The organism is Nocardioides sp. Root1257, assembly GCF_001425175.1.
Taxonomy (GTDB): Bacteria; Actinomycetota; Actinomycetes; order Propionibacteriales; family Nocardioidaceae; genus Nocardioides.
Window position 1 is genome coordinate 852293 of sequence record NZ_LMDV01000001.1, and the last position, 12213, is coordinate 864505.

At 71.4% G+C, this 12213-nt stretch carries 13 protein-coding genes; 6 read left to right on the forward strand and 7 right to left on the reverse strand.

The features are described from left to right. Positions 1-18: 18 nt before the first annotated feature. From ASC77_RS04165 to ASC77_RS04190, 6 genes are read right to left on the reverse strand one after another with little or no spacing between them, the layout of a single operon-like run. A complete protein-coding gene (locus tag ASC77_RS04165; RefSeq protein WP_056149082.1) occupies positions 19-381 on the reverse strand; it encodes a hypothetical protein in 363 nt (120 codons plus the stop codon). A gap of 4 nt (positions 382-385) precedes the next feature. After that, complete coding sequence (locus tag ASC77_RS04170) at positions 386-1234, reverse strand: GNAT family N-acetyltransferase (protein WP_056149084.1); 849 nt, start codon at positions 1232-1234, stop codon at positions 386-388. 23 nt (positions 1235-1257) lie between these two features. After that, positions 1258-1752: an SHOCT domain-containing protein gene (locus ASC77_RS04175; protein WP_056149087.1), complete on the reverse strand. Its 495-nt coding sequence runs from the start codon at positions 1750-1752 to the stop codon at positions 1258-1260. A gap of 33 nt (positions 1753-1785) precedes the next feature. After that, the gene (gene ispG / locus ASC77_RS04180; protein ID WP_056149089.1) at positions 1786-2937 is read right to left on the reverse strand and encodes a flavodoxin-dependent (E)-4-hydroxy-3-methylbut-2-enyl-diphosphate synthase; all 1152 of its coding nucleotides are present in this window, start codon (positions 2935-2937) and stop codon (positions 1786-1788) included. Between the two features lie 21 nt (positions 2938-2958). After that, positions 2959-4314, reverse strand: coding sequence for a M50 family metallopeptidase (locus tag ASC77_RS04185; protein WP_056149090.1), 1356 nt, complete (start codon positions 4312-4314; stop codon positions 2959-2961). Then, positions 4311-5417, reverse strand: a complete 1107-nt coding sequence (locus ASC77_RS04190; RefSeq protein ID WP_235547443.1) for a 1-deoxy-D-xylulose-5-phosphate reductoisomerase — start codon at positions 5415-5417, stop codon at positions 4311-4313. The genes ASC77_RS04185 and ASC77_RS04190 overlap by 4 nt, the downstream gene beginning before the upstream one ends. A 30-nt stretch (positions 5418-5447) precedes the next feature. On the opposite strand from ASC77_RS04190, the gene gabT reads away from it, so the two are divergent. Continuing rightward, positions 5448-6767 (forward strand): 4-aminobutyrate--2-oxoglutarate transaminase, encoded by a 1320-nt coding sequence (gene gabT, locus ASC77_RS04195; protein ID WP_056149092.1) that lies wholly within the window; start codon positions 5448-5450, stop codon positions 6765-6767. Here the strand turns inward: gabT and ASC77_RS04200 are convergent. Beyond that, positions 6757-7326: a TetR/AcrR family transcriptional regulator gene (locus ASC77_RS04200; protein WP_056149093.1), complete on the reverse strand. Its 570-nt coding sequence runs from the start codon at positions 7324-7326 to the stop codon at positions 6757-6759. The two genes, gabT and ASC77_RS04200, sit on opposite strands and share 11 nt — an antisense overlap. Positions 7327-7413: 87 nt before the next feature. Here ASC77_RS04200 and ASC77_RS04205 point away from each other — a divergent pair, with 87 nt between their 5' ends. From ASC77_RS04205 to ASC77_RS04225, 5 genes are read left to right on the forward strand one after another with little or no spacing between them, the layout of a single operon-like run. Then, on the forward strand, positions 7414-8313 hold the full coding sequence (locus tag ASC77_RS04205; protein ID WP_056149095.1) for an SDR family oxidoreductase: 900 nt from the start codon (positions 7414-7416) through the stop codon (positions 8311-8313). A gap of 40 nt (positions 8314-8353) precedes the next feature. Next, positions 8354-10153 carry an N-acyl-D-amino-acid deacylase family protein gene (locus ASC77_RS04210; RefSeq protein WP_056149097.1) on the forward strand — a complete coding sequence of 600 codons (1800 nt, stop codon included), beginning with the start codon at positions 8354-8356 and terminating at the stop codon, positions 10151-10153. Beyond that, complete coding sequence (locus tag ASC77_RS04215) at positions 10150-10599, forward strand: nuclear transport factor 2 family protein (protein ID WP_056149099.1); 450 nt, start codon at positions 10150-10152, stop codon at positions 10597-10599. Before ASC77_RS04210 ends, ASC77_RS04215 begins: the two co-directional genes overlap by 4 nt. A gap of 51 nt (positions 10600-10650) precedes the next feature. Continuing rightward, positions 10651-11409, forward strand: coding sequence for an ABC transporter ATP-binding protein (locus ASC77_RS04220; protein ID WP_056149101.1), 759 nt, complete (start codon positions 10651-10653; stop codon positions 11407-11409). Continuing rightward, a complete protein-coding gene (locus ASC77_RS04225; protein ID WP_082574435.1) occupies positions 11409-12209 on the forward strand; it encodes an ABC transporter permease in 801 nt (266 codons plus the stop codon). Before ASC77_RS04220 ends, ASC77_RS04225 begins: the two co-directional genes overlap by 1 nt. The last annotated feature ends 4 nt before the right edge of the window (positions 12210-12213 follow it).

The following is a 12213-nucleotide window of genomic DNA, read 5'->3' on the forward strand; positions in this document are numbered from 1 at the left end:
GCAGCCTGTGGAGAACCCTCAGCCGCGGGCGGCGCGGAGGGCGGCGCGGATCATCGGGAGCTGCAGGGGGACGCGCACCCACGAGCCGACCTTGAGGCCGGTGTTCCTGGAATGCGTGGCGTCGACAGCCATCTTGATGTTGGCCGGCCAGACGCCGAGGAGCAGCGCGACGCTCCCCCAGCCGGCGGCGCGACGGGTCGCGGGGGTCGCGAGGCCGGCGGCGAGGACGAGCTCGGCGACACCGCTGCCGAGGATGACCTCGCGGTGCGCCGGGACCCAGCCCGGCATGATCGGCTCGTAGAACTCCGGCTTGACCAGGTGCACGGTGCCGCTGGCAGCGAAGCCGAGGGCGAGGAGCTTGACGCTGCGGGGAAGGGCCATGTCCCTAGAACATCACAGTCGCAAAGCGCGCCGTCTCGTAGAAGCCCACTCGCTCGTAGACGGCGCGGGCCGAGGTGTTCCAGTCGTTGACGTAGAGCGACACGACCGGGGCGATCTCGCGACGCACCAGCTGCACCACGGCCGCCATGCCGGCGGTGGCGAGGCCGAGACCGCGTCGGTCGGCGGGGACGAAGACCCCCTGGATCTGGGCGGCGTACGGCGTCGCGCAGGCCACCTCCGCCTTGAAGACGAGCCGGCCCGTGTCGTCGAAGCGGGCGAACGACCAGCCGCGGTTGACCAGCTGGGTGACGCGAGCGCGGTAGAGGTCCGCGCCGCCGCCGTACTCCGGCGAGACCCCGACCTCCTCCGTGTACATCGCCACGCAGGCCGGGTAGAGCTCGTGCATGTCCTCGCGCGTCGTGCGCCGCACGAGCGGGTCGGGCGCGACCAGCGGGCCGGCCGCGAGCTCCAGGTGCGGCTGGTCCCACCGCGCCTCGCGGGGCTGGCCCCAGGCGCTGGAGACGCCGTTCCAGAAGGTGCGTACGGCGTCCTGCGGACCCACGATGGTCGACACGGTCCGACCGCGGGCGAGCGCGCGCTCGGCGAAGGCGGCGGCATCGTCGACGCTCGCCCCGATCGGCACCAGGTTGGCGCCGACGTGGCAGGCGGCGGCGAGCTCGCCGGACTCGAAGCGGCCCCACATCTCACCGCCGAGCCAGCGCGGCTCCAGGTTGGTGGTCGTCGCGCGGTAGTCGGCGAAGACGTTCACGACCGGGTCCCGGCGCGCGAGCGCCAGGAAGGCGTCCAGGTCCGCGGCCCCGAGGGGGCGGACTCCGTGGCGGGTCGTGAGCACGTGTGGAGCCTAGAACACGGGGCTCACACGGAGTCGATGATCGCCGTGCGCCGCGCCTCGTACTCCTCGGCCGTGATCAGCTCCTGCTCACGCAGGTGGCGCAGCTCCTGGAGCCGGGCGGCCGCGGTGCCGGTCGCCGGCACCGGGGGCGCCAGGGCCGCGTCGGGCTCCGCGGCCGGCGTCCGCAGGTTGGAGGCGAGGTACGTCGCCTCGAGCCCGTCGTCGCTGAGCAGCGCCATCGCGGTCGCGTCGCTCTCGCTCATGCCCGCGTCGCGCGCCATCCGCTGGGCGGTCGTCACCCGCCAGATCGTGCCGGCGACTCCGAGCATGACCACCAGGACGAAGAAGAACACGAACGCTCCCGGGACCCCGTCGCCCGAGGACATCCCGTCGTCGTACACCGGGTGCCACGTCCCGCCCACGTCGGTGCAGGTCGGGAGGTTGCCGGCGTCGTCGGGCTGGAAGCACGAGTCGGGTGGATCACCGGAGCCGTCGCTGAGGACGAGAAGCCGAGACATGGCCGGAGCGTACGACGTACGGCGCCGCCGTGATCAGGAAACGGTGACCTGCGCGCCGGCGCCGTCGACGGACTCCATGCCCTCGGCGATCCGCATGGCCTCCTCGATCAGGGTCTCGACGATCTGCGACTCGGGGACGGTCTTGATGACCTCGCCCTTGACGAAGATCTGGCCCTTGCCGTTGCCGGACGCCACGCCGAGGTCGGCCTCGCGGGCCTCCCCCGGACCGTTGACGACGCAGCCCATGACGGCGACCCGCAGCGGGACCTCCATGCCCTCGAGGCCGGCGGTCACCTGCTCGGCCAGCGTGTAGACGTCGACCTGCGCGCGGCCGCAGGACGGGCAGGAGACGATCTCGAGCTTGCGGGGGCGCAGGTTCAGCGACTGCAGGATCTGGATGCCGACCTTGACCTCCTCGACCGGCGGGGCTGAGAGCGAGACGCGAATGGTGTCGCCGATGCCCTGCGAGAGCAGCGCCCCGAACGCCGTGGCCGACTTGATCGTGCCCTGGAACGCCGGGCCCGCCTCGGTCACGCCGAGGTGCAGCGGCCAGTCGCCGGCCTCGGCCAGCAGCTCGTAGGCGCGCACCATCACGACCGGGTCGTTGTGCTTGACGGAGATCTTGAAGTCGTGGAAGTCGTGCTCCTCGAAGAGGCCCGCCTCCCACACCGCCGACTCGACCAGCGCCTCCGGCGTGGCCTTGCCGTACTTGTCGAGGATCCGCTTGTCGAGGCTGCCCGCGTTGACACCGATCCGGATCGACGTGCCGCGGTCCTTCGCGGCGCGTGCGATCTCCTTGACCTGGTCGTCGAACTTGCGGATGTTGCCGGGGTTCACGCGTACGGCGGCGCAGCCGGCGTCGATCGCGGCGAAGACGTACTTCGGCTGGAAGTGGATGTCGGCGATCACCGGGATCTGCGAGTGCTTCGCGATCTCGGGGAGTGCGTCCGCGTCGTCCTGGCTGGGGCACGCGACCCGGACGATGTCGCACCCGGTCGCGGTCAGCTCGGCGATCTGCTGCAGCGTGGTGTTGACGTCGGACGTCAGCGTCGTCGTCATCGACTGCACGGAGACCGGCGACTCGCTGCCGACGCCGACCTTGCCGACCTTGATCTGGCGGGTCGTACGGCGCGGCGCGAGCACCGGCGGGGGTGCTTCGGGCATGCCCAGGCTGATCGCGGTCATGTCGTTGATCCTAGGTCGTGACTACGAGGGGAGCTTCACGGGGACGACGAGGTCGCCGACGATCAGCACGCTGCCCATGACGAGCAGCACGCTGGCCACGACGTACGCGATCGGGAGCAGCTTCGCGACGTCGACGTACCCGGGGTCGGGACGGCCGCGCAGGCGGGCCCAGGCCCGGCGCAGCGCCTCCCAGAGGGCGCCGGCGATGTGCCCGCCGTCCAGGGGCAGCAGCGGGATGAAGTTGAACATGCCGATGAAGAAGTTGAAGCCGGCGACCAGCATCAGCAGGAAGACCGCCTTCTCCTTCACGGGGAACTCCTCGTGGGAGACGGTCTCGCCGGCGATCCGGCCGCCGCCGACGATGCTGACGGGTCCGTTGGGATCGCGCGGGTGGACGCCGGCGATCGCCTCGGCGACGCCCCAGACCTTCTGCGGCAGGGTGCCGAGGGCGACGACCGTGTCCTTGGTCATCCCACCCATCTTCTCGAGCGTGTAGATCGGCCCGCCGGTGACGAAGCCGGTGAACGTCGGGCTGACGCCCAGGAAGCCGACCTGGGTGAGCTTGTCGTCGGTGACCGACGTCGGCCGGGCGGTGACGGTCGTGTTCGTGGTGAGCGTCAGCTCCTTGCCGTCGCGCTCGACCACGATGGTGGCGGTGCCGTCGTCGTTGGCCCGGATGACGTCCTGCATCGCCTCCCACGTCGTGAACGGCACGCCGTTGAAGGAGACGATCGTGTCGCCCTTCTCGATGCCCGCCGCCTTCGCCGGCGCGACCGGGTCGGTGGGCTTGCAGCTGCGGTTGACCTCGCTGGCCGGCAGCACGCAGTCGACGACCTCGCTGACCTCGGCGCTGTAGGGCTTGGCCTCGCCGGGGTTGCCGTACGTCGCGAAGACGCCGGCGAAGATGAAGAACGCGATGAGGATGTTCACCGTGGGGCCGCCGGCCATCACGATGACCTTCTTCCACCAGGTCATCTTGTAGAAGAGCCGGTCGGAGTCCTCGGGGGTGATCGTCTCCCACTCGGCGGCGCGCGCGTCCGAGATCAGCTGGGTGAACATCCCGGTGTTGGACTTGCGGACCCGGACGACCTGGTTGCCCTGGGCATCGACGGTCACCTCGTCGGCGAGGTCCTCGGCGCCCGGCGGGAGCATCCCGACGATCTTGACGTAGCCGCCGAGCGGGATCGCCTTGACGCCGTACTCCGTCTCGCCGACCCGCTTGCTCCACACGGTCGGACCGAACCCGATGAAGTACTGCGTCACCTTCCCGCCGAACTTCTTGGCGGGGATCATGTGGCCGAGCTCGTGGAGACCGATCGAGGCCAGGATGGCGACCACGAAGATCACCACGCCCAACAGGTAGAACAAGCCGGTCATCGGGTTCCTTCGATCCTCTCCTTGGCGGCGCTGCGCGCCCAGGCGTCGGCGGCGAGGACGTCCTCGACGGTCATCGACTCCCCCTCAGAGGGTACGTCGTGCGTGCTGAGAACAGCCTGAACCGTGGGCACGATCTCGGTGAACGCGAGCCGCTCGTCGCGGAACGCCTCGACGCAGACCTCGTTGGCCGCGTTGTAGACGGCCGGCGCGGTGCCGCCGCGCTCCCCCGCTGCGCGCGCCAGCGCGACCGCCGGGAAGGCCTCGTCGTCGAGCGGGAAGAACTCCCAGGTCTCCGGCCGGGTCCAGTCCACCGGCGGCGCGGTGTCGGGCACCCGGTCCGGCCACGCGAGGCCGAGGGCGATAGGGATCAGCATGGTCGGCGGACTGGCCTGCACGAGGGTCGAGCCGTCGACGAACTCGACCATCGAGTGCACGACGCTCGTCGGGTGGACCACGACCTCGATCCGGTCGAACGGGATGCCGAAGAGCAGGTGCGCCTCGATCACCTCGAGCCCCTTGTTGACCAGGGTCGCGGAGTTGATGGTGACGACGGGACCCATGTCCCAGGTCGGGTGGTTCAGCGCCTCGGCGACGGTCACCTCCGCGAGCTGGTCGCGGGTGCGGCCCCGGAAGGGCCCGCCGCTGGCGGTGAGCACCAGCCGGCGTACCTCCGCGGCGGTGCCGCCGCGCAGGCACTGGGCGAGCGCGCTGTGCTCGGAGTCGACCGGCACGATCTGGCCCGGTTCGGCACGGTCGAGCACGAGCGGGCCGCCCATGATGAGCGACTCCTTGTTGGCCAGCGCGAGGGTGTTGCCGGCGTCGAGCGCGGCGAGCGTCGGACGCAGCCCGACCGCGCCGGTGATGCCGTTGAGCACCACGTCGCAGGCGCGCCCGGCCGCCTCGACGGAGGCGTCCTCGCCCAGCCCGGAGTACGCCGGTGCGAACTCCGCCACCTGCTGCTCGAACAGCCCGGGATTGCCACCGCCGGCCGTCAGGCCGACCACCCGGAAGCGGTCCGGGTTGGCCCGCACGATCTCGAGCGCCTGGGTGCCGATCGAGCCGGTGCTGCCGAGGATCACGATGTCTCTGCGCTGGCCTCTCACGACCCCATCCTGGCGCACTACTCTCGTGTCATGAGCATCGCGCAGGAACGCCGTCTGGTCACCGCCATCCCCGGGCCCGGCTCGCAGGAGCGCCTGGATCGCAAGAAGGCCCACGTCGCCGACGGCGTCGGCACGACCCTTCCCGTGTTCATCGTGGAGGCGGGCGGCGGCGTCCTCGTCGACGTCGACGGCAACCACCTCATCGACCTCGGCTCCGGCATCGCGGTCGTCTCGGTCGGCAACGCCGCGCCGGCGGTCGTGCGCAACGTCCAGGAGCAGGTCGCGGCGTTCACGCACACCTGCTTCATGGTCACGCCGTACGACGGCTACGTCGACGTGTGCGCAGCCCTGGCCGAGCTCACGCCGGGCGACCACGCCAAGAAGTCGGCGCTCTTCAACTCCGGCGCGGAGGCCGTCGAGAACGCGGTGAAGATCGCGCGCGTCGCGACCGGCAAGGACGCGGTCGCGGTCTTCGACCACGCCTACCACGGCCGCACCAACCTGACGATGGCGATGACCGCGAAGAACATGCCGTACAAGAACGGCTTCGGTCCGTTCGCCGGCGAGGTCTACCGCGCGCCGATGTCCTACCCCCTGCGCGACGGGCTGACCGGCGAGCAGGCCGCCGCCCGCGCGATCGACGTGATCGAGAAGCAGGTCGGCGCCGCCAACCTGGCGTGCGTCGTCATCGAGCCGATCCAGGGCGAGGGCGGCTTCGTCGTGCCGGCGCCGGGCTTCCTGCCGGCGCTGGCCGCATGGGCCAGGGACAACGGCGTCGTCTTCATCGCCGACGAGATCCAGACCGGCTTCTGCCGCACCGGCGACTGGTTCGCCAGTGACGACGAGGGTGTCGTCCCCGACCTGGTGACGACGGCCAAGGGCATCGCCGGCGGCCTGCCGCTCGCCGGCGTCACCGGCCGGGCCGACCTGATGGACAGCGTCCACGTCGGCGGCCTCGGCGGCACGTACGGCGGCAACCCGGTCGCCTGCGCGGCCGCCCTCGGTGCGATCGAGGAGATGCGCGAGGGCGCGCTGGACGAGCGCGCTCGGGAGATCGGCACGATCATGGCGACCCGCCTCGGCGAGCTGGCCGCGGTGCACGACGTCATCGCCGACATCCGCGGCCGCGGCGCGATGATGGCGATCGAGCTCTGCAGGCCCGGCACCACCGAGCCCGACGCGGCCCGCACCGCGGCGGTCGCGGCACACTGCCACCAGCAGGGCGTCGTCGTGCTGACCTGCGGCACCTGGGGCAACGTCTTCCGCTTCCTCCCGCCGCTCTCGATCAGCGACGAGCTCCTCCAGGAGGCGTTCGACGTGGTCGCCGAGGCGTTCTCCGCTACGGCGTAGGCGACGCGGCTCCCCGGAGCTCCTCGAAGGACCGGCTCAGCACCTCGGTGAGGGGCGCGGCGTCGACGTCGGCGACCCACGTCTCGAACGCGACCCGGAAGACCGCGAGGCCGGTCTGGGCGACCAGGCCGGCCAGCCGCGGCTCGACGTCGCGCTCGACGAGCGCGCGCGTGAGCGACGCCGCCCAGGACGACAGCTTGCCGAGCTCGCGCTCCTGCAGCTCGGGATGCGCGTCGATGACGGCCTGACGGCGGGGCGCGACCTCGCGCCGTCCTTCGAGGACGACGGCCGCCTCCTGCAGCGCGGTCGCGACCACGTCGTACGGCGTCGCGTCGGCGGGCGCGTCCGCGACGGCGCGCACGAGGAGGTCCTCGATGACCATGCCGCCGCCGAAGAGCACCTCGCGCTTGTCGGCGAAGTGGCGGAAGAAGGTGCGCTCGGTCAGCCCGGCCCGCTCCGCGATCGCGGCGACCGTCGTCTGCGCGTAGCCGCGCTCGAGGTAGAGCTCGAGCGCCGCCTCCTCGAGGCGTCCGCGCGCGTTCGGCTCCCAGCGACCCATGCGGCGGATCCTACGCGATGACAGTTCCTGTCATCATCGTGCTACGTTGATGACAGATCCTGACATCACTCTTCTGGAGGTACTCCCATGCGTGTCTTCGTCACCGGAGCGTCCGGCTTCGTCGGCTCCGCCGTCGTCCCCGAGCTGCTCACCGCCGGTCACCAGGTCGTCGGCCTGGCCCGCTCGGACGAGGCGGCCGCGACCGTGGCCAGCCTCGGCGCCGAGGTCGTCCGCGGCTCCCTGGCCGACCTCGACGTGCTGCGGGCGTCCGCGGCCGACGCCGACGCCGTCGTCCACCTCGCGTTCCGCCACGACATCGCCTTCACCGGTGACTTCGCGGGCGCCGCCGCGTCCGACCACGCCGCGATCGAGGCGATGGGCGACGCGCTCGCCGGATCCGGCAAGGCGCTGTCGATCGCCTCCGGCACCGGCCTGCTCGCGCCCGGCAGGCTCGCGACCGAGGCCGACCAGCCGGCGAACGTCGGCCACGTGGCAGCCCGGGGCGCCAACTCGGCCCTCACCCTGTCCCTGGCCGACCGCGGCGTCCGCTCCTCCGTCGTTCGGCTCACACCGACGGTCCACGACGCCGGCGACAACGGCTTCATGCGGGCGGTCGTCGCGACGGCCCGGACGGCGGGCGTCTCGGCGTACGTCGGGGACGGCGCGCAGCGCTGGCCGGCGGTGCACCGCCAGGACGCCGCGCGACTCTTCCGGCTCGCGATCGAGCAGGCGCCCGCCGGCTCGGTGCTGCACGCGGTCGGCGAGGAGGGCGTGCCGCTGAAGGATGTCGCCGAGCTGATCGGGCGCCATCTCGACCTGCCCGTGCGGTCGATCACCGCCGACGACGCCCCCGAGCACTTCGGCTTCCTGGCCGGGTTCCTCTCCGCAGACATGCCGGCCTCCAGCGCCGCCACCCGCGAGCTGCTCGGCTGGGAGCCCACCGGCATCGGCCTGCTCGACGACATGGCGGCGCACTACCTCGACTAGCTCTTGACGCGCGTCAACTAGAACCTGTTGCATGCGTCACATGACCTTCGACGCGATCATCAAGGGCGGCCGCTGGTTCGACGGCACGGGCGCCGCGTCCGCGATCCGCAACCTCGGGGTGCGGGACGGGCGCGTCGTCGCCGTCACCGCCGACGAGCTCGACGAGACCGGCTGCCCGGAGGTGGTGGACGCGCGCGGGCAGTGGGTGCTGCCCGGCTTCGTCGACATCCACACGCACTACGACATCGAGGTGCTCGACGGTCCCGGGCTGCCCGAGTCCGTGCGGCACGGCGTGACCACCCTGCTGCTCGGCTCGTGCTCGCTCTCGACCGTGCACGTCGGCGGCGTCGACGCGGGCGACCTCTTCGGTCGCGTCGAGGCGATCCCGCGCAAGCACGTCATTCGCGCGGTCGACCAGCACAAGACCTGGAAGAGCGCGGAGGAGTACGTCGACGCGCTCGAGTCGCTGCCTCTCGGGCCCAACCTCGCGGCGTTCATCGGGCACTCCGACATGCGCACCGCGACGATGGGGCTCGACCGCGCCACCCGCAAGGAGGTGCGTCCGACCCGGCGTGAGCAGGCCCGGATGGAGTCGATGCTGGACGAGGCGCTCGACGCCGGCTTCGTCGGCATGTCGGCGCAGCAGCTGCTCTTCGACAAGATCGACGGCGACCTGTGCCGCTCGCGCACGCTGCCCTCGACGTACGCCAAGACCAAAGAGATGCGCGGGCTGCGCTCGATCCTGCGTCGTCGCCGGCGCGCCCTGCAGGCCGGGCCGGACGCCAGCCACCCGCACACGATCCTGACCCAGGCCCTCGGCTCGATCGGCCTCCTCGGGCGGCCCGCGCTGCGGACCAGCCTGCTCTCGGCCGCCGACATCAAGGCGATCCCGTTCGTGATCCACCTGATGCGGCCGGTCGCGTGGATGGTCAACCGCCTCGGCGCCGACTTCCGCTGGCAGCACCTGCCCGTGCCGTTCGAGGTGTACGCCGACGGCATCGACCTGGTGATCTTCGAGGAGTTCGGCTCCGGCGCGATGGCGCTGCACCTGCAGGAGAAGCTGGCGCGCGACGAGCTGATGCGCGACCCGGCGTACCGCGAACGCTTCCGCAAGGACTACGAGAGCAAGTACGGACCACGTGTCTGGCACCGCGACTTCTTCGATGCCGAGATCGTCGCCTGCCCGGACGCCTCGGTCGTCGGGAAGTCCTTCGGGCAGGTCGGCGTCGAGCGCGGCGGCAAGCACCCGGTGGACGCGTTCCTCGACCTGGTGCTCGAGCACGGCACCGACATCCGCTGGCGCACGACGATCAGCAACCACCGGCCCGCCGTGCTCAAGAAGCTCGCGGCCGACCCCGGCATCCAGGTCGGCTTCTCCGACGCCGGCGCGCACCTGCGCAACATGTCCTTCTACAACTTCGGGCTGCGCCTCCTCAAGCACGTCCACGACGCCGAGCAGGCGGGGCGGCCGTTCATGACGACCGAGCAGGCCGTCCACCGGCTGACCGGCGAGCTCGCCTCCTGGTACCGGATCGACGCCGGCACGCTGCGCGTCGGCGACCGTGCCGACCTGGTCGTGGTCGACCCGAGGCGTCTCGACGACGCGCTCGAGAGCTATCACGAGAGCCCCGTCGAGCAGTTCGGCAACCTGTCCCGGATGGTCAACCGCAACGACGCGGCCGTGCCGGCGGTCTTCGTCAGCGGCCGCCGGGTCGTCGCCGACGGTGTGCCCACTCCCCGGCTGGGCCGGGAGCGGACCGGGCAGTTCCTGCGGGCGGACCGGGCCGGGACTCCGGTCGGGACCTCGGCCGTCGAGAGGGCGTCCGAGGCCGCCTCGTGACCAGGACACCGAAGGAGGCCGTGCTCGGCCTGTGGCGCACGCTGTCCGAGCGCGACTACGCCGGCATCGCCGACTGGGTCACCGACGACTGCATCTACCTCGACGTCCCGGTCGGCCCGACGCTCGCGGCCCGCGGGCCCGAGGACATCGCCAAGCGCCTGCGGGTCGGCTGGGGCGGGCTGGCGGCGTACGAGAACCACGACGGCCTGCTCGTCGCCGAGGGCGACGACGTGATGTACGAGCACTCGGAGACCTGGACGTTCACGAGCGGCGAGGTGTTCACGCTCGACTTCGCGACCGTGCACCGGGTGCGCGACGGACGGGTCTGCCTCTGGAAGGACTACTGGGACTACGGCGCGATCATGAACAACGCGCCCGCCTCGTGGGTCGAGGGACTGGCCACCGCGGACACCTCTTGGGTCTACGACGCGAGCGGTGACATCTAGTCAGATCGAGGGCTTGACCTTGACGCGGCGTCAACCCTGCACGCTGCTCGCATGAACCTCTCCACCACCGCCATCGAGGTCACCGGGATCGCCCGGTCGTACGGCGACCAGCCGGTCCTCCGAGACCTCGACCTCACCGTCCCGACCGGCACCGTCTACGCCCTGCTCGGGCCGAACGGCGCCGGCAAGACCACCCTGGTCCGCATCCTGTCGACCCTGCTGGCGCCCGACGCGGGCACGGCCCTGGTCGCCGGTCACGACGTCGCGCGAGAGCCCGACGGCGTACGCCGCAGCATCGGCGTGACCGGCCAGTTCTCGGCGATCGACGAGCTGCTGACCGGTCGCGAGAACCTCCGGCTGATGGCCGACCTCGCCCACCTCCCCCGGTCCGAGGCCGCCGCTCGCGTCGACGAGCTGTTGGCCGGGTTCGACCTGACGGACGCCGCCGACCGGCGCGCCGCGACGTACTCCGGGGGCATGAAGCGCCGCCTCGACCTCGCGATGACGCTGGTCAGCCGACCGCGGCTGATCTTCCTCGACGAGCCGACCACGGGGCTCGACCCGCGCAGCCGCCGCGACCTGTGGCAGATCGTGCGCGAGCTGCTCGCCGACGGCGTGACGATCTTCCTGACCACGCAGTACCTCGAGGAGGCCGACCAGCTCGCCGACACCGTCGGGGTGCTGGTCGACGGCCGCCTGGTCGCCGAGGGCACGCCCGCCGAGCTCAAGGCGCAGGCCGGCCACTCGACCCTCGACGACGTGTTCCTCGCCCTGACGGAGCAGCCCACCGACGCGAAGGAGTCCTTCTGATGTCCACCATGACCTACGCCGTGCACGACTCGGCGACCCTCTTCCGTCGCAACCTCAGGCACCTGGTGCGCTATCCGTCGCTGACGATCACGATCATCGCGATGCCGGTGGTGTTCCTGCTGCTCTTCACCTACGTGTTCGGCGGCACCCTGGGTGCCGGTCTGCCCGGCGGCGCCACGAGCGCCGACCCGCGGGCCGACTACCTGCACTACCTGACGCCGGCCATCCTGGTGATGACCGTGGTGGCGGTCGCCCAGAGCACGGCGATCCTGGTCGCCAAGGACGCGACCGAGGGGATCATCGACCGGTTCAAGACCTTGCCGATCGCCCGGTCCGCACCGCTGAACGCGCACGTGCTCGCCGCGATGGCGCAGACCGTCTTCGCCCTCGTCGTCGTGCTCGCCGTCGCCCTGGTGCTGGGCTACCGCAGCGACACGTCGGTCGTCGGCTGGGCCGGCGCCGTCGGCATCCTGCTGCTGATGGGCTTCGCGGTGACCTGGCTGTGCGTCGCGCTGGGGCTCGTCAGCGGCAGCGTCGAGGCGGCCAGCAACGCGCCGATGCCGCTGATCCTGCTGCCCTTCCTCTCCAGCGCGTTCGTGCCGACCGACTCGATGCCGGCCGGGCTCGCCTGGGTCGCGCAGCACCAGCCCTTCACCCCGATCATCGAGACGCTGCGCGCCTGCCTCGACGGCACGGCTCCTGGCTCCGACGCATGGTGGGCGATCGGGTGGTGCGTACTGATCAGCGTGGTCTGCTGCGCGTGGGCGGTGCGGCTCTTCGGTTGCCCTCGGGCAGTCTGATCGC